Source organism: Bacillus cereus group sp. MYBKT111-2 (genome assembly GCF_051915205.1).
In the GTDB taxonomy this organism is placed as follows: Bacteria; Bacillota; Bacilli; order Bacillales; family Bacillaceae_G; genus Bacillus_A; species Bacillus_A paranthracis.
The window spans coordinates 368,903-387,221 of sequence record NZ_JBQAEG010000003.1 but is presented as its reverse complement, the minus strand read 5'-3'; the positions used below and the strand labels follow the sequence as shown (position 1 = coordinate 387,221).

The window sequence follows — 18,319 nt, the reverse complement described above, 5'->3', positions numbered from 1 at the left end:
ATTTTGTTGTAGGATAATGAAACGTCATATCATCTAAACGATTGTTTCTATCTGTGTTTTTTCATCTTAACAACTCCGTTTCTTATCTTGTGTAACAAATGTTACATAAGATGTTGAAATTATAGTAGGGTGCATCCGATTGTATGGTGGAAATTTTGCGAGAAAGAAATACAATAGAGAGTAGCCGAAAACTGAATATGAGAAAAAGGAATCTAGTTCATTTAGGTGAATAATAGGTAGTATTATAAAAAATTTAAAAATTAATAGATATAGAATAGAATGGATGTACGTTAAGTGAAACTATATAAAAGAGGGTTCCTATTATGTTAAAGAAATGGTTAATCGTTTTCTTTATTTTTGCTATTTTTTGTGGGAGTGTCGTTGCACTAATACATGCAAATAAAGGTAAGAAATATGATATAAAGGCATTTTCTAATTTAAATAGTAAGCAAAAGGACGATATGCAAGAAGTTGATGCAACTGAGAAAAAACGCTATGAAGCTGTAGCTGGAAAACTAGATCAATATTTAAAAGATAAAGGATTTAATGGGAGCGTTCTTGTAGCTAGTAAAGATCATGTGATTTTACGAAAAGGTTATGGATATGCGAATGTGAAAGATAAAGTAGTAACAACGCCAAGAACGAAATATCGTATTGGTTCTATTACGAAAACGGTCGTTGCAATATCTATTATGCAGCTAAAAGAAAAAGGGAAATTAAATATTGAAGACAATGTAAATAAGTATATTCCATCGTTTCCAGCAGATAAAAACATTACGTTACGAAATCTATTAACACACACATCTGGCTTGCCAGATCAAGGACAAGGTAGGGTGGATGCAGGGTCACGTTTAAAGTTAGTAACGTGGATTGGGGCGCAAAAATTGCAATTTCCTGCAGGGACAGGCTGGAAATATACAGACTATAATTATATGGTGCTTGCATATATTGTAGAAAAAATTACGAATAAACCGCTCGCTGAATACGTGAAAGAAAATATTTTTACTTCTGCTGGCATGTATGAATCTGGAATGGGGGCGACTCTCCCAGAAGATATTTTTTTAGCAGAAGGTTATACGAGAAAAGATAATGAATTAATAGCTGCCCCCCGCTTAAAAATGAACTGGTTGTATGGGTGTGGTGAAATGTATACAACTGTTGAAGATATGAAAAGATTAGATGAGGCAATAATGGATGGAAAGCTGTTATCTAAACAAAGTGTATTAGATATGTTTACTGCATCACCTGCAAGAAAATATGGATTTAGTTTCTATACGTATCCAGATTATTATCATAACCACGGGGTATTAGCAGGTTGGAATACTTTTAATAATTTTAACTGGGATAAAAAAACATTCGTCATATTGTTCTCTAACGTTCAAAATGGTATGAATGATACATTTAATCAAGAGTTTAGGAAAATGGCGAATGATTTAATAGAAGGAAACGGAGCATGAAAGAGAAAGAGCCTCTAGCGAGAGGCTCTTCTTTTTTATAAAGTTGAAAACTCTCCAACAAGTTCACTAAAACGATGTAATGCACTTTCAATCGGTTCTGGCGTAGTTAAATCAACGCCAGCTTTTTTCAGTAGATTTAATGGATAATCTGAACTTCCACCTTTAAGGAATTCGAGATAGTTTTTCTGTGCATTTGGATCGCCGCTTAATAATTTATCAGCAATTTGGATTGCAGAAGCGAATCCAGTTGCGTATTTGTATACGTAAAATGGACGGTAGAAATGCGGTATTCTAGCCCATCCGTATTTTACTTCTTCGTCAAATACGAGAGAGTCGCCATTATACTCTCTGAACAAGTTTTCATAAACTTCGCTAAAGACTTGGGCATTTAATGGTTTACCTTGCTGTGCCATTTCATGTGTGATTTTTTCAAACTCAGCGAACATGATTTGTGTAAAGAAAGTGCCTTTAAATTTCTCAATGAAATGGTTTACTAAATGGTTACGTACGTTAGCATCTTTTGCTTCTTTTAATAAATAATGAATTAATAGCACTTCATTTACTGTAGAAGCGACCTCTGCGACAAAGATAGTATAGTGTGCAGAAATTCTTGGTTGGTATCCGTGTGAGTAGTGCGTATGCATACCATGCCCACATTCGTGAGTAAGGGTGAAAAGGCTATTTAAATCATCGTGATGATTTAAAAGAATGAATGGATGAACGCCGTATACACCAAAGTTATAAGCACCGGAACGTTTTCCTGGCGTTTCTCTCACATCGATATAACGTTTATCTTTAAAGTTTTTTAATGTTTCAATATATTCTTCACCTAAAGGAGCTAGTGATTCAATCATGATGTCAAACGCGTTATCATATGGAATATCTTGTTTTACACCTTTTACTAAATCGACACTTAAGTCATATTGTCTTAGTTCATCGACATTTAATTTTTCTTTTCGAAGTTCATTATATGTATGTAAAGATTGAATGTTTTTTTTCGTCGTTTCAATTAAATTTTCATATACTTCTTTCGGAACCATGTCGCCAAATAATGATTTCTCTAACGCTGATGGATATTTTCTTAGCTTAGAAACAGTAACATTATTTTTAATAGCTGCAGATAAAGTAGAAGCGATAGAATTCTTTAATTGAACGTATGGTTTGTAATAAGCTTTATAGGCTTCTTTACGTTTTTCGCGGTTCTCATCTTCTATTAACTTTGCATACATTCCTCGTGTTAAAGTAACTTTTTCTCCATCATTAGTAGTCACTTCACCAAATAGTATATCTGCATTATTTAGCATGCCATATGTATGTTGCGGAGAGGAGAGTGCTTCGCCCATTTGTGATAAAATCTCTTCTTGGTCCTTATTCAATACGTGTTTTTTATAACGGTATAATTCAAATAAATCTTCTTTATAATATTGTAAGCCTTCAGCTTCTTCTATGTAAGTGTGTAATGTGTTTTCATCTACGCTAAGTAAGAATGGAGAAAAGAAAGATTTAGCTGCACTTACTTTCACTTGTAATTGTGTTACTTTATCGACAAGAGATTGAGCGTCAGTATCGCGTGTATCAAGATCAGATTGTAATCGTGCATAAGCGAACATTAAAGTTATTATGCTAGAAATTTCTTCACTCTTTGTTAAATAGGCTAATAAACTATTGCCATCGTGAATATTTCCATTAAACTCGTGTAATTCTTTCGTTAATACTTCAATTTTATGAAAATCGCTTTCCCAATCTTCAATGGTATCGTAAATATCCGTTAAATCCCATTTTTCTTTATCAGCTACTTGTAGTCGATCTTTAAGTTCTGTCATAATCATTTCCTTTCTAAATATGTAGTTATATTCCTATATAACTATGAAATACAACAAATTGCAAAAAATCCCTGCTGAAAATTAAAAAGCCTTGCTAAAAGGCAAGGCTAAAAAAATTATAATGTAATTCCGAATTTTGAATGTAAAAGATTTTTATATTGCATATCTGTAACTTTTTCTTTCGTTTTTTTACCGGTTTTCGCTATTGTCAGACTATCCTTCGTTAAAGATGCATGCCCATCTTCAGTTAGTTTTACAATAAGAGGTACTTTGTTAAATGGTGAGCCATCGTGTTCAACAATAATTTTTTGTGCTGCATTTGCTTTTTTTTCATTCACTTCTTCTATATAAAATGCATAGCCTAACGTCCAATCATCAGTAGAAGATTGATCCAAAAACTCATCGTTTTTACGCATCTCTAACATGTAGTTTCCTTTTTCGGTCATTTCTTTACGAATACGATAATCTCCTGTAACGGATTGAACGACTTCACCTGAGAAAGGAACAGGTGCAAGCGGTAAGTATGATCCGAATCCTACTTCAATTAAGTAAAGTTCATTATGATGTGTTAAAACGGTTGCGATATGGCCAGAATCAACAGCCCATATAGAATTTGCAGCGTTATACACTGTTCCTGAAACGAGATAAACATCGAATCCAGCATCTTTAAGGAAATAATACATAGTAGGATTGAGTTCATAACAAAGACCACCACGATTGTTTACTAAAATTTTTTCTTTTAGATTTTCTTTTGATATTTCCTTAAAATTCTTTTCGAGAACATTTAAGTTTTCAAATGGGACAGTTTGTGCCATTGCGTACATAATGTTAGGTAAATCTTCAAATGAAACTTTGTCTTTTTCTTCTATATGTAATCGTGCGAAAAATTGTTTTTGAAAGTCTGTCATAGAAACCCCTCCGTTAAACGATTTATATATATATTGTATCTAATATCGCAAGAGGAAACATCTGCATATGTGCGTACGACTAAAGTATGACACCTTTACTTCTTGCTATACATATAGTATGATGATTTCAGTAAATTAGATTTCAATGACCATAATATAAAATAATGAGAGGTGCTTTTTGTGAGTGCGGTAGGTACTAAATAGGAAAAATTGAATGAAATAAATCGGATAAGAACAGGGGATTTTTATGTATACCATACCCCTAATTTTGTCATGGATTTATTTCGATACCTATGAAGATACCTACAATACTTTATAAAGCGTGTAATAAGGGGATTGCCATCCGTTTTTTATGGTTTATTTCCCCATATGTTATTACTCATGCCTTGTAAATGTAAAAGCTGCGGTATCCCCGCAGCTTTTTTGTGTATATTTTTAATGTTTAAAAAGGGTAATTGAATAATGTAGAACTCATTGGAATCTAATGAGTAGGTATCTTCATTTATGATAGAAATCAATCATAGTGAGGAGAAACAAAATGAATACGATGACTTTTGAAAAGTTACAATATAACGAATTAAAGGATATAGTGAAATCTTATTGTGTAAGTGGATTAGGAAAAGAATTAATAAATAAATTAGAGCCGAGTGCAAGTATAAAAGTAGTAAGGAATCGATTGAATGAAACAACCGAAGCACGAGCTATATTAGATGCAGAAGGGCATGTGCCTTTTTTCGGTATTTCAAATATTGCTAGTACAATTCAAAAATTAGAAAAAGGAATGATTTTAGATCCAGAAGAGTTAGTAAGTGTTTCAGACTTTTTACGCGGATGTAGAAAGATTAAAAAATTTATGTTAGATAAAGAATTTTTTGCACCAGTATTAGCTTCTTATGCAAATTCAATGACTGAATATAAAAGTATTGAAGAGGAAATTAACTTTTCAATTAAAGGAAATAGTATTGATTCTGCCGCTAGTAAAGAGTTAAAACGAATTCGAAATAACATGGATTCGGTAGACGGGAAAATAAAAGAACGTTTAACGAAGTTTTTAAATAGCAGTGCAAATAAGAAGTATATTCAGGAGTTCTTTATTAGTAAAAAAGATGATCGTTATACGATTCCGATTAAATCTTCTTATAAAAATCAAGTTGCGGGAAGTATAGTTGAAGCGTCGGCTAAAGGTTCTACTGTATTTATAGAACCGCATACGGTTACAAAGTTAAATGCGGAACTTGCAAGTTTGAAAGCAGAAGAAGCGATGGAAGAATATCAAATTTTAGCGACTTTATCAGGAATGGTAGTAGAAAATATTTATCATATAAAAATTAATATGGAATTAATTAGTCAGTATGATATGGTGTTTGCGAAAGCGAAGTTTAGTAAATCGATTGATGGAATAGAGCCGAAGTTAAATGATCATGGCTACGTTCATTTAGTAAATTGTAAGCATCCGCTTTTAAGTGGAAAAGTAGTACCATTAAACTTTGAAATCGGTCAAAACTATCGTAGTTTAATTATTACAGGGCCGAATGCGGGCGGGAAGACAATTGTGTTAAAGACGATTGGATTGTTAACATTAGCGACAATGTCAGGTTTGCATATTGCCGGAGATAAAGAAACAGAAATTGCTATTTTCGAAAATGTATTTGTAGATATTGGTGATAATCAAAGTATCGAAAATGCACTAAGTACATTTTCATCACATATGAAAAATTTATCTGAGATTATGAGGATGTCAAATAATAATACGTTGCTATTATTTGATGAAATAGGAAGCGGGACTGAACCGAATGAAGGAGCAGCACTTGCAATTTCTATTTTAGAGGAGTTTTATCTTGCAGGATGTATTACAGTTGCGAGTACGCATTACGGTGAAATTAAACGCTTCTCAGAAATGCACGATGATTTCATGAACGCAGCCATGCAATTTAATAGTGAGACGCTAGAACCGCTTTATAAATTAGTGATCGGTAAATCAGGTGAAAGTAATGCACTTTGGATTGCAAATAAAATGAACGTAAGAGAACGTGTACTGAAAAGAGCGAAAGAGTACATGGAAAATAAAGAATATACTTTAGAAAAAGTGAATGAAAGTAAAATTAGAAAGCCGAAATTCCTGCAAGAAAAAAGAGAAAATCATTATGAGTATAAAATTGGCGACCGTGTAAATTTATTGGATCATGATGATTTTGGTATCATCTATAAGGAAAAAGATAACTTCTATAATGTCGTTGTATATTATAACGGTGAATTCATTGAAGTGAATGTAAAACGTATTACTTTAGAGGTATCAGCAAAAGAATTATATCCAGAGGGATACGATTTAAATACGCTATTTGTCGATTATAAAGAAAGAAAAATGCAACATGATATTGAGCGGGGATCGAAAAAAGCACTTCGTAAAATTCAAAAAGAAATGAGAAAGAATAGAGGGTAATCCAGAGTGGTAACGATTAGACAAGAACGACAAACCGATTATAGAAAAACGGAAGAAGTTGTACAACAAGCATTTTTAAATGAAGAATTTAGTGATAAAAAGGAACATGAACTTGTAAAGCGTATTAGAGAGTGTGACGCATTTATTCCAGAGTTATCAATCGTTGCAGTAGATGAAGAAATAGTCGGTCATATTATGTTATCTAAAATTACGATAGAACAAGATGGAGCTTCTGTAGATTCATTAGCGCTTGCACCAGTATCAGTTGCTACGGGATATCAGAAAAAAGGAATTGGTGGAAAGCTTATAGTAGCTGCGTTAGAAAAAGCGAAAGAACTTGGATACGGATCAGTTGTAGTATTAGGACATCCAGAGTACTATCCGAAATTTGGTTTTAAGAAAGCCAGTGAGTGGAATATAAAAGCACCATTTGAAGTGCCTGAAGAAGTGTTTATGGTAATGGAATTAACAGAGAATGCTCTTGAAAGTGTAGAAGGAGTTGTACAATATTCGAGTGCTTTTGCTGAGTAGGAGTATCGGTTAAGAAATATAATCATAAAAGACGCTACCTTATTGTATGGATATACAGAAAGGTAGCGTTTTTTATTAAGCGAAGCTACTTACATATATTTTGCTCAATGAATAATTGAGGTGTTAAAATTGAGATAGAAATGTAAAGGGAGAGAAAAAAGAATGAAGAATCGAGAAACAGATAGCAACGTAGTTACGTTATATGTTACAAGACATGGTAAAACAATATTAAATACGAACCATCGCGCGCAAGGTTGGGCAGACTCTCCGTTAGTAGAAAAAGGTGTGGAAGTTGCCTCTAATTTAGGAACGGGATTAAAAGATATTCATTTTACAAGTGCGTATAGTAGTGATAGCGGTCGCGCGATTGAAACTGCTAATTTAGTATTAAAATATAGTGAGCAATCAAAATTGAAACTTGAGCAAAGAAAAAAATTACGAGAATTAAATTTTGGTATTTTTGAAGGTGAAAAACTTGATAATATGTGGGATGCGGTTGGAAAAGCTGCAGGCGTTGCATCACCAGAAGAACTTATGAAGTTTTCTATTCAAGAAGTTATTGATCTTATTAGAGCAGCAGATCCTACGAAACAGGCGGAAGATTGGGAATTATTTTCTACTCGTATAAAAGCAGAGATAGATAATATTAGTGAAGAAGTAGCTAAAGATGGCGGCGGTAACGTTTTAGTTGTTGTTCATGGGCTGTTGATTACTACCTTAATAGAATTGCTAGACAGTAGTAAAACAAAACTTGGAGTGGAAAATGCTAGTGTGACGAAGATTTTATATCAAGATGGAACATATACAGTCGAGTCAGTTGGAGATATGAGCTATGTTGCAAAGGGGAAAGAAAGTGTGGAAATATAATCCTATCTCAAATAGATATAAGAAAAGGGAGTTAGTAAAATCTAGCTTCCTTTTTATTTTTTAGTGCATCATTTGAAATATTGTATCTTTATATTATGATTTTGCTTTTAATGTGTAGAATGTTTCTTTGTTCAACAATTGGGTCATTTAATTGAATAAGGGCGTATTTTTTTGAATAGGACCACTTTGTTAAAAAGGATACATCCAATTTTTAGCGAATACAGGGTTATAAATAAGAAAAGTGGTGAGGTAAATAGGAAAAGAATGTAATTCCTTTTTGGACAATAAAACAGAAAAATGTATAATTAACAGGCTTCAGAGCGCAGGGTGTGTTTTCGCAGAAGAAGAGACCAGGTTACTTATTTCAGTAGCCCAAACTCCAGAGGACCTCAAGAGAATGGTGGAAATGCGAGCCGATGGTTTACCACTTGAATATGTTGTTGGATACGCAAAATTTTGTGGGATGCGGATAGAAGTGGAGCGGGGGGTTTTTGTGCCTCGTCAACGAACCGAATTTCTTGTTCACCAAGCCGAAGCGCTGTCATGTTTTGGTGATATTGTCGTTGATCTCTGTTGTGGTTCAGGTGCTGTCGGTGCAGCTCTAGCGGCAGCTTTAGGAAGAGTTGAATTATATTGTGTTGATATTGACCCTATTGCGGTACGATGTGCAAGCCGCAATGTAACGAGTTTCGGTGGCCATGTTTTTGAAGGTGATTTGTATAAATCGTTGCCTCATTCACTTAAAGGCAACGTGAAGACCATACTTGCAAACGCACCTTATGTTCCTACTGATGCAATAAAACTGCTCCCACAGGAAGCTCGCCTACATGAACCAAAGGTGGCGCTTGATGGGGGAGAGGATGGACTTGACATTCAGCGAAGAGTAGCGAAAGAAGCATTTCTCTGGCTAGCACCGGGAGGTCATCTTTTAATAGAGACGAGCGAAATGCAGGCAGATCAGACCTTTGAAATCTTTGCTGGTGCTGGGCTTACCACGAAAGTAGCTCGAGATGAGGAATTAGATGCTACTGTTGTTATAGGATCGAAAGCTAGTTTTTAGTTTAAATCGGTACGTAGCCTTATTCATAAATAAAATGATAATTTCCTAGCGATATACAAATAAAAAACATATGCTTTTAATTGAGAAAAGAGATCGAAAATTATCCGAGCGATTTGAAGAAGAAAGGACATAACGTATTAGTTATGTCCTTTCATTTATCAACTTTTTTTACTATAGGTTTTCATAAAACTTAACCTAGATTCCTTTTCATTTTGTGAATTATGGAATCAATAAAATCTTCCCTGTACTTTTTCTGCTCTCTAATAATTTATGAGCACGGGCACCGTCTTGTAAAGAGAATGTAGTAGGACTTGCAATGTTTAATTTTCCAGTAGCGATCCAATCAAATAATTGAGTAGAGCGTTTTTTTCGTTCTTCAAAAGTAGTAAGCACGTTCCAAAGGTCTCCGCCAGTTAAAGTTTTTGAAGTATCCATAAGCATACGCGGATCAACGGGAGCAGGATTGCCGCCGGCCATTCCGTAAAATACGACAGTACCACCAATTTTAGTAGCGTTAAAACTTTCCTCAAGTGTAGATCCTACTGATTCATATACAACATTTACCCCGGTACCATTTGTTATTTCAAGTACTTTCGTAGCCCATGATTCCGTATATAAAAATACGTGATCGGCACCAGCTAATGTGGCTACTTTTCCTTTTTCGTTTGATGAAGTTAGGCCGATTACTTTTCCGCCTAGCAGTTTAATCATTTGAATAAGAAGTTGCCCAACACCGCCAGCTGCAGCGTGCACTAAAGCTATATCACCTTGTTTTATTTCATAGCTATCTTTCGTTAAATAATGTGCTGTTAAGCCTTGTAATAAGACAGAAGCGGCTGTTTCAAAAGAAATTGAATCTGGAAGCGGGATTGCTTTTTCTGATGGAACGGCAACTAATTCTGCATTTGCAAATGGAACATCAGTAAATGCAATACGGTCTCCAGGATTGATATTTGTAACGTTAGCTCCTACCTCTTCAACAATACCAGCCCCTTCATAACCTAATATATAAGGTGGATTGCCAGCAAGATGATAATCACCGCGGCGTCTGTAAATATCAGCGAAGTTTAATCCAATTGCTTTTGTACGGAGAAGAATTTCATTTGGATTTATGATTGGATCATGTATTTCTTTATATTGTAGTACATCTGGACTTCCAAACTGTTCGAAACAAAGTGTTTTCATATGGAATACCTCCATTATATTGTTTGTCGATGCTCTTTATCATACAATACAAATATCAATAGACAAAGAGGATTATTTCGATGAAATCAATCGGGAATTCCGATTGAAAAGAGGGATGATAAATGGAGATAAAACAATTAATTACCTTTAAAATCGCCGCGGACACTTTGAACTTTACCCAAACTGCGAAGAAATTAAACTTTGCTCAATCAAGCGTAACGGCGCAAATTAAAACGTTAGAAACTGAGCTAGGTACGCCGTTATTTGAAAGATTAGGGAAACGTCTTTTCTTAACCGAAGCAGGAAGAAAGTTTCAACTATACGCGGACAAGATAATCGCACTTAGTAACGAAGCGAAGACGGCTGTGAAAGATGATGAAGAAATAGCTGGTACGTTAACGATTGGTGCGCAAGAAAGCCAATGTACATATAGACTTCCTTCTATATTAAAGAGATTTAAAGCACAATTTCCTCAAATAAAACTTATATTTAAACCCGCACATTCTAATAAAGATGCGAAGGAACAATTGATGGAAGGAAAAGTCGATCTTGCATTTATTTTGGATGAATGTAAAACAGAAGATGTTTTACATGTGGAGCTGCTTATGAAAGAAGAATTAAAAGTAGTAGCTGCTTCGGGGCATCATTTACTCCAGCAAACTGCCGTTTCTATAAAAGATTTGGAGAAGGAAACACTTTTATTAACAGAACTAGGGTGCTCATATCGGACTTTATTTGAAGAGTTATTTCGCATCCAAGATGTGTATCCAGCAAATAAGATTGAGTTTGTTAGTGTAGAGGCAATAAAACAATGTGTTATTGCAGATTTAGGTATAGCCGTTTTACCGGCGATAGTAGTAGAAAAAGATATACGAGAAGGGACGATAAAAGAGTTACATGTAGAAAATGCAATCTCTCCGATTTATACACAAATTGCTTGGCATAAAGATAAATGGATGACAGCGCCACTGCAGCAATTTATTGATGTAACGAGGGAGTTTTTTATAACGGATTAAGTGGAGAAATATTTATTTTATATAAAAGAAAAAATGGAAATTTTGTATAAAGAACCGATGCTTGCATGAAACGAGTATCGGTTCTTTATGTTTTAAATACAGGATGTTTTCAAATGTGTATTTCTCAACTTTTTTTCTTAAAAGGATAAGTAAATTTCTTCGTATATTCCAATAATCGTAAGGGAATTTACAACGTTTATTCGTTTCTGTAAGATGCCTCTAGGCAGCACGAAAGGAGGGGCGTACATAGGGGATAGATATACGTACTTATTTTGAGGGAGGAGATTTACAATGTTTAAAAAGTTAATGAAAGTATGTGTGTTAAGTGTAGCGAGTGTAGGGGTATTATTTAGTTTTCAAGGAAGTACATTTGCAGCTACCGATCTGAGTAGTTATTATGACGGGAAAAATCCAGCAACAACGAAAGTATACGGAGGCAGTACAACATGTGATGCAGATGGATTTAATGCAAAGTCTACAGCGGTGTATGAAGGTAGTAAAAAAGTAGGAACAGTGTATTTACGTTACAGTAATAAATGTCACACGGCATGGTCTAAGTTTGTTTTAGATCAACCAGCACCTTCTGTTTCTGGAGGAGTATATGCTTACGCTGTTATTAATAAATATAAAAATGGTGTATTCCAAAAATCAGTAGATTCTAATAGTGGTAATGGAGCAATTAAAACGGGGCAAACGAGTACGTATACAGGAATGGTATTTGATTTAACTGCTGATTTCGGATATACAGCAGATGCTGAAGCAGTTACGTTTAATAACGGTTACGGGAAAACAGCACGTTATTAATAAAGGAGTGAAATTATATGAAGCTATTAAAAAAGGTGAGTGCATGTTTATTGCTATCTTTACTCGTTGTAACTAATATGTTTAGTACAACTAATAGCGATAAAGCATACGCAGAAGACCATTCATATGATGGGAAAAGTCCGTATTACAATAGTTGTGATCAATCAGCAGTAACGAAAGAGAAGAAGTGGATTGATTCAAATTCTTATGTGGAATTAAAATTTAGCACGACGTGTAAAACAGCATGGGCAAAAGTTACTGTAACTCGCCTGGCAGTTTATAATAACGAAGCTGATGCAAGAATTGTTAGAAAAACAGATGGAAAGGCATATACTTGCGGAAGTGCTGGAGGAAATGGTGTTGTAAATAAAGGGCAAACATCATGCTATACACCAATGGTATATGATTTAGATCCAAGAAAGGCACAAGCACAAGGGAAACATGCTATACCAAATAGTGATGCTTATAATTATGCCGAGACTATTTGGTATTGATGAGGATATGGAGATTGTAAGGTAGAATATTTTAAGAGCATGTTTTGATTGCTTTTCAAAACATGCTCAATTTGTATTCATCCTAAGCTTTTTGATATCAACTAATCAGGTCTGTATCAGGAGGAACATATCCAAGGTGTCTAGCCATAGATACAATTTGTCCTTTATGGTGAAACTCATGCGTCTCCGTATGAGTTAAAAGCCATAGCGGAGTTGTACTCCAAGGCTCTTTTTGCCACTTTACTTCATTTGCAATATTTTCGAGCCACCGGTCATTGTATTCATCTAAAAAACGTTGTACAGTCTCATCTACTAACTTAAATCTAGCGCGAACTCTTTCCACATCTGCATGCTCAATTTCGTAATCGCTAGCAAATGAAAAGTCTGCTCGCTTTTGTTTAAATGCGAATGATCCAAGCCAGTATCGGTAGCAATCGGCTACATGAATATGTGTCTTTATAATGCTACCGCTCCCGAAATTCGGAATTGTGCTATGTAATTTTTCTAGTGGGATTTCTTCTAAAAATGTGAATAGAGTTTCTCTTGTATCGCTAATAAGATTATATTGCTGTTTTAAAACATGTAACATGAAATTAACACTCCTCTTTTACTTACTAAACTATTTGTGTAGTAAGTAATTCTATATTTACGAGGGTGGAACCTTTTTATTATTTTTACTAAGCATATTAGATGTATTTCTTCATTGTTTCTGATAGATTAAACAAGGTGAAAGTTTAATAAATTAAACATTTTTAGTTCATAATAAATGGTACATCAAGAAGGGGAACGATAAAATGAATAGACTAGTTGGCTTAAAACAATTTGAAATAACGCGCGGTGCGTTACTTACATTTATGGAGACGCTAGATGATAAAACTGCAGATACGCAGCCAGAGGGTTTTAACAATACAATTCGCTGGCATATCGGTCATGTGTTAACGGCAGCAGAAGTTTTCATGTTTGGAAAAGAATTTAAACAATTACCAACGGAATATCCAGGTATGTTTGGATATGGATCAAGACCATCTAAATGGACAACAGCAGGACCATCGTTAGAAGTGTTAACGGTTCAATTAAAAGAACAAGCAAAACGTATTAAAGAAATTCCAGCAGAAGCATTTGAAAATAAACTGCCAGAGCCGTTCCTAGGATTGGAAACAGTAGGGGAACTTTACGGTATGATGCTTTATCATGAAGCTGATCATATTGGGCAAATGAAGGCGATGGAACGTATTATTAAAGCTCTTTAGTCTTAATTGCATATAACGAGCAATACAAGTGTAATGTTAAATAATATATACAAAAAAGGTAGATAAATTATTATCTACCTTTTTTGTATAACTTCTTGAAGGATTAGGGATTATCATCGTGATGCTGATGAAGAAGGGCTAAAAACAATATATAAGGATAAAAAAACTATTATTTTTATGATGGATTATTAATTATAGTATTCCTAAATATGGAATATGCGTATAATAATAGAGAGGAACTAGAAATAGGGGTGAATACTATGATTACATTAGAACAAAAGCTGGAGCAATATATACATACATATTCACAGTTAAAGGGAGAATTAAAATGGAAAACGAGTGATTCTCGAACAGGAATGATGATTGCTGCTATGTATGCAAGTAGTGATAAATTGCTTGATCTCGGACGTTTTTTAGAAATTAGTAGTTATATTAAGAATGAGGTAGGGATGTTTTCATACTTAAAGTCTTATCATCGCTTTGTAGTGGCCGCAACATTAGATATTCACTTTACAGATTATAAGAAAGCTTTTCGAGAGTTTTTAGACTTATATGAACAATTGGTCGCTGGTGGCTTTAGCCGCAGTATATTTACTTATCTTGCAGCAGCTGTGCTTTTAACAGAAGATAATGAGCATCATGGCACGCACATTCAGCGTTCGATGCAAGTATATAAACGTATGAAAGAGGATCATCTTTTCCTAACAGGTACAAATGATTATCCGCTCTCCGTTTTATTAGCAGGACAATCAGAGCATGTAGAAACACTTATGGACCGAGTGGAGCGTCTTTATCAGAAACTAGCAAAAGCTGGCTTGCGCAAAGGGAATGACCTCCAATTTCTAAGCCATATTCTTTCACTAAAGAAGGATGTCAGGGAAGAAATATTAGTTGCAACATGCACAAACATATGGAATTTGTTAAAGCAAGAAAAGGTAAAAGTGAAACAGATGCATTACCCAGCAATCGGGCTATTAGCGTTACTTGAGGATGGAGAAAAAGAGATTCATTCTATTAAAGCGTTGATTGAAAAATTGCAGGGAGAGAAATTATTCCGTTGGCATACAGATACGAATATTCTTATTGCTATTCAACTGTTCGTAAGTCAGAAAGGTGAGGAAAGTAAAGCTACCAACACGGGTTTACAAACTATGATAGAAGTCCTTATCCAAGCACAACAAGCAGCTATGATGGCAACGATTGCCGCTTCATCTGCAGCAACATCTTCAGCTAGTAGTAGTTCATAATGTGCAACTGCTTATGCTATTGTAAATTATAACTCCTTTGATAAGGATGGTTTAAAAAATATTACTAAAAAAAGCCCATCACCCCCTAATGAGTGATGGGCTAACTATTTTTATATAATCAGTATTATCTTTTCAACTGCTTCAAATGTTTGAGTTGTGTAACAATCATAATGCTAATAACAACGAGTAAAAACCATGAGCTGATTTTACTTAAGTGAACGAGATTCCAAGCTTCCCGTTGGTTTGGATATTGCCATGCACCGAAAAATGTTGCGATGTTTTCTGCAATCCAAATAAAGAATCCGATAAGAAAAAAGGAGAGAACGAGCGGCATTTTATATGTAACGCCTCGTAATGAAAATTCCACAAATGTCCGAAAGAAAACGATGAATAGAAGTAAAGTTAAGAACCATCTAAAATCGTATAGAAAATGATGTGTGAAAAAATTGAAGTAAATCATTGCTCCTAGAGGTATTACAAAAATAACTTTCGGCCAATGATACATTTGTAAATGTAGTCTTCTCCACGCTTGGCATATGTAACTTGCAACACTTGCATACATAAAGCCGCTGTAAAGTGGAACTCCAAAAACCTTTGAATATGCCTCTTCCGGATAACTCCATGAACCGAAATGAACTTTATATATTTCTAGTAAAAGGCCGATGAGGTGGAAGACAGTAATTACTTTTAATTCGTCTTTCGTCTCAAGGCCAGTCTTGTACATAACCCACTGCATAAGAAGGCATACGATGAGTATGAAATCGTAGCGGTATAACCCTGGGATCGAAACGATTTTTGAAAGGGCTAGTGTTACGAAAATAACGACTGGGAATAAGCAGGATAATGCTTGTTCATAGGTAAAATAGAGTAGTTGTTTTATATATAACATTGGTTCACCTTCGGTATCTTTATTTGAAAAATCAAAATACTGATTAAGTATACTACACTTTTAAAAATAAGCTAGTAGTCTATTTTGCGTGTATTTGTAAGTTTTGGAAGGGAATTGTAATAAGTATTTTAATATTTAGCGAAGTGAAAAAATAGTTTGCTATTTAAAAAAAGTGGCGATATAATATCTAAATGAAAATGATAATTGTTATCAGTAATAATTACAAATAAAAAATAATTATAAAAAACAACTGAATATAAAGGATGAAATGAAACATGTTACATAAGCATGCTGTATATGCTGGCAATAATCGCTGGCTACATATTAAGTTCATATGTTTCATGAGCTTAACAATTTTATGTTTAATCGGCTCTATATTTTTAGCTGTTGCATTTGGTGCAAAGGATATTCATTTGCAAACGGTGTGGGCAGCGGTTTTTGATTACAATCCGAAATTAACGCAGCATCAAATCATTTACGAATTAAGGCTCCCCAGGGTAATTGGTGCAGCAATTGTAGGAGCCGCTTTTGCAGTGGCTGGAGCTGTTATGCAAGGAGTAACACGAAATCCTTTAGCTGATGCAGGTGTGCTGGGTATAAATGCAGGTGCGATGTTTGTAGTAGCACTTAGTTTTGCCTTTTTCCCGCATATGCCGTATTCCTATTTAATGATTGTCTCCTTTATTGGAGCGGTCTTAAGTACAGTGCTCATTTTTATTATCGGATCAGCAACATCAGGCGGATTAACACCGATGAGATTAACGATCGCTGGGGCAGTTATGGCTGCGCTTTTACATTCGTTAAGTTCAGGTGTCGCGATTTATTATGACTTAAGTCAAGATTTAGCTTTTTGGTACGCTGGTGGTGTTGCAGGGGTTAAGTGGGAACACTTGAAATTTTTAGTTCCTATTATTCTCATAACAATTGTTTTTGCGACAATTTTAGGGCGGTCTATTTCACTCATATCAATGGGGGATGATGTCGCTACGAATTTAGGAGTAAAAACGAACCGAACGAGAATACTAGGGATGATTATAGTAGTCATTCTTGCAGGTGTATCTGTTTCAGCTGTTGGCTCTATTGGATTTGTAGGACTAGTTATCCCGCATATTGCTAGAAAATTAGTTGGTGTGAATTATCGACTCATTATTCCTATGTCAGCATTTTTAGGAGCCATGTTATTAGTTGTAGCTGACTTAGGGGCAAGAACAGTAAATCCTCCTAAAGAACTTGCAATAGGAATTATGGTGGCTCTTGTTGGAGTTCCGTTCTTCCTCTATATAGCACGTAAAGTTGGGAGGGAGTTGTAAGTGAAGAAGATTTTAAACACAGATAAAACGAGAGCCGTTATTGTAACTACAATATTTGGTTGTATTGGTATCGCTGTCATTTTGCTTAGCTTAAATACGGGGACACTTAGCATTGCACCGCTCAAAGTAATTCAAACGCTTTTCGGTCATGGTGATTTTGAGAGTGCAACCGTGCTATACGATTACCGTATGCCAAGAATTATAATCACAATGTTAGCTGGTATTGGCCTTGGGATTTCCGGTGCGATTTTGCAAGGGTTATCCCGTAATGCGTTGGCCGATCCTGGTATTCTTGGACTGCATTCAGGTGCATCTTTCGGGCTAATTATATTCGTTACTTTCTTTCATTCTATTAATGAGAATGCATCGATTTTAATACCGTTATTTACATTTGGTGGAGGAGTATTAGCTGCATTTCTTATTATTTTACTTGCGAGTGATCGTTCGAAAGGTTTACTTCCCATTAGACTTATTCTCGTTGGTATTGCTGTTTCAGCTGGCTTTAGTGCAATTTCGTTATTTTTCTCTCTCAAGTTAAATGATGAGACGTATACATTCGCTTCTAGATGGCTAGTTGGTAACGTGTGGGGAAGGGATTGGATTCATGTCCTAGCATTATTACCTTGGATTTTCATACTACCCCCGTATGCATGGCTAAAATCTAAAACGTTAAATGCATTGTCACTAGGTGATAGTGTAGCAGCAGGACTTGGTGTTTCTGTTCAAAAAGAACGGTTACTACTTTTAGCTACAGCGGTTGGATTATCTTGCGCAAGTGTATCGATGGCAGGAGGGATTGGTTTTATCGGTTTAGTTGCTCCGCATATCGCCAGAAAGTTAGTAGGTACTACCTATCAACATTTCCTTCCAATGGCTGGTATTATCGGAATGATTATTTTAGTACTAGCAGATACGATAGGTCGTTCTATATTTGAGCCAAATTCTATTCCAGCTGGTGTAGTAGTGGCCGCATTAGGAGCACCGTATTTTCTTTATTTACTTACAAAAACAAAATAAATACTTCAAAGAGGAGAACAT

General features: G+C 35.1%; 17 protein-coding genes. 12 read left to right on the top strand and 5 right to left on the bottom strand.

Going from position 1 to position 18,319, the window contains the following annotated elements; all coding sequences use genetic code 11:
• The first annotated feature begins 323 nt into the window (after positions 1-323).
• On the top strand, positions 324-1,457 hold the full coding sequence (locus ACTFNE_RS10785) for a serine hydrolase domain-containing protein (RefSeq protein ID WP_270705031.1): 1,134 nt from the start codon (positions 324-326) through the stop codon (positions 1,455-1,457).
• Positions 1,458-1,492: 35 nt separating this feature from the next.
• Here ACTFNE_RS10785 and pepF read toward each other — a convergent pair whose 3' ends face one another.
• Positions 1,493-3,280, bottom strand: coding sequence for an oligoendopeptidase F (gene pepF, locus ACTFNE_RS10780; protein ID WP_270705033.1), 1,788 nt, complete (start codon positions 3,278-3,280; stop codon positions 1,493-1,495).
• A gap of 116 nt (positions 3,281-3,396) precedes the next feature.
• Positions 3,397-4,188, bottom strand: a complete 792-nt coding sequence (locus ACTFNE_RS10775) for an arylamine N-acetyltransferase family protein (protein WP_270705035.1) — start codon at positions 4,186-4,188, stop codon at positions 3,397-3,399.
• Positions 4,189-4,726: 538 nt separating this feature from the next.
• Here ACTFNE_RS10775 and ACTFNE_RS10770 point away from each other — a divergent pair.
• The 4 genes from ACTFNE_RS10770 (at position 4,727) to ACTFNE_RS10755 (ending at position 9,086) form a co-directional block, all read left to right on the top strand.
• The gene (locus tag ACTFNE_RS10770) at positions 4,727-6,628 is read left to right on the top strand and encodes an endonuclease MutS2 (RefSeq protein WP_001095176.1); all 1,902 of its coding nucleotides are present in this window, start codon (positions 4,727-4,729) and stop codon (positions 6,626-6,628) included.
• A 6-nt stretch (positions 6,629-6,634) separates the two neighbouring features.
• The gene (locus tag ACTFNE_RS10765; RefSeq protein ID WP_000256495.1) at positions 6,635-7,159 is read left to right on the top strand and encodes a GNAT family N-acetyltransferase; all 525 of its coding nucleotides are present in this window, start codon (positions 6,635-6,637) and stop codon (positions 7,157-7,159) included.
• A gap of 162 nt (positions 7,160-7,321) precedes the next feature.
• The gene (locus ACTFNE_RS10760) at positions 7,322-8,026 is read left to right on the top strand and encodes a histidine phosphatase family protein (protein ID WP_270705036.1); all 705 of its coding nucleotides are present in this window, start codon (positions 7,322-7,324) and stop codon (positions 8,024-8,026) included.
• A gap of 277 nt (positions 8,027-8,303) precedes the next feature.
• Positions 8,304-9,086 (top strand): putative protein N(5)-glutamine methyltransferase, encoded by a 783-nt coding sequence (locus ACTFNE_RS10755; RefSeq protein WP_270705039.1) that lies wholly within the window; start codon positions 8,304-8,306, stop codon positions 9,084-9,086.
• A gap of 219 nt (positions 9,087-9,305) precedes the next feature.
• Here the strand turns inward: ACTFNE_RS10755 and ACTFNE_RS10750 are convergent, their stop codons facing one another.
• On the bottom strand, positions 9,306-10,271 hold the full coding sequence (locus ACTFNE_RS10750; RefSeq protein WP_270705040.1) for a quinone oxidoreductase family protein: 966 nt from the start codon (positions 10,269-10,271) through the stop codon (positions 9,306-9,308).
• A 122-nt stretch (positions 10,272-10,393) separates the two neighbouring features.
• On the opposite strand from ACTFNE_RS10750, the gene ACTFNE_RS10745 reads away from it, so the two are divergent.
• From ACTFNE_RS10745 to ACTFNE_RS10735, 3 genes are all read left to right on the top strand, one after another.
• Positions 10,394-11,287: a LysR family transcriptional regulator gene (locus ACTFNE_RS10745; protein WP_270705042.1), complete on the top strand. Its 894-nt coding sequence runs from the start codon at positions 10,394-10,396 to the stop codon at positions 11,285-11,287.
• Positions 11,288-11,578: 291 nt separating this feature from the next.
• Positions 11,579-12,091, top strand: a complete 513-nt coding sequence (locus tag ACTFNE_RS10740) for a DUF2690 domain-containing protein (protein WP_046198323.1) — start codon at positions 11,579-11,581, stop codon at positions 12,089-12,091.
• 17 nt (positions 12,092-12,108) lie between these two features.
• Positions 12,109-12,585, top strand: a complete 477-nt coding sequence (locus ACTFNE_RS10735) for a DUF2690 domain-containing protein (RefSeq protein ID WP_270705043.1) — start codon at positions 12,109-12,111, stop codon at positions 12,583-12,585.
• 97 nt (positions 12,586-12,682) lie between these two features.
• Here ACTFNE_RS10735 and ACTFNE_RS10730 read toward each other — a convergent pair whose 3' ends face one another.
• The gene (locus ACTFNE_RS10730) at positions 12,683-13,174 is read right to left on the bottom strand and encodes a DinB family protein (RefSeq protein WP_270705045.1); all 492 of its coding nucleotides are present in this window, start codon (positions 13,172-13,174) and stop codon (positions 12,683-12,685) included.
• Between the two features lie 205 nt (positions 13,175-13,379).
• Here ACTFNE_RS10730 and ACTFNE_RS10725 point away from each other — a divergent pair, with 205 nt between their 5' ends.
• Complete coding sequence (locus ACTFNE_RS10725) at positions 13,380-13,835, top strand: DinB family protein (protein ID WP_001081129.1); 456 nt, start codon at positions 13,380-13,382, stop codon at positions 13,833-13,835.
• 209 nt (positions 13,836-14,044) lie between these two features.
• Positions 14,045-15,082 carry a DUF4003 domain-containing protein gene (locus ACTFNE_RS10720; RefSeq protein ID WP_029439309.1) on the top strand — a complete coding sequence of 346 codons (1,038 nt, stop codon included), beginning with the start codon at positions 14,045-14,047 and terminating at the stop codon, positions 15,080-15,082.
• 124 nt (positions 15,083-15,206) lie between these two features.
• On the opposite strand, the gene ACTFNE_RS10715 is transcribed toward ACTFNE_RS10720, so the two are convergent.
• Entirely contained in the window at positions 15,207-15,971 is a 765-nt protein-coding gene (locus tag ACTFNE_RS10715) for a DUF817 domain-containing protein (protein WP_270705048.1), read from the bottom strand.
• 275 nt (positions 15,972-16,246) lie between these two features.
• On the opposite strand from ACTFNE_RS10715, the gene ACTFNE_RS10710 reads away from it, so the two are divergent.
• The gene (locus tag ACTFNE_RS10710) at positions 16,247-17,281 is read left to right on the top strand and encodes a FecCD family ABC transporter permease (RefSeq protein ID WP_270705049.1); all 1,035 of its coding nucleotides are present in this window, start codon (positions 16,247-16,249) and stop codon (positions 17,279-17,281) included.
• Positions 17,282-18,298, top strand: coding sequence for a FecCD family ABC transporter permease (locus ACTFNE_RS10705; protein WP_270705051.1), 1,017 nt, complete (start codon positions 17,282-17,284; stop codon positions 18,296-18,298).
• Positions 18,299-18,319: the final 21 nt, after the last annotated feature.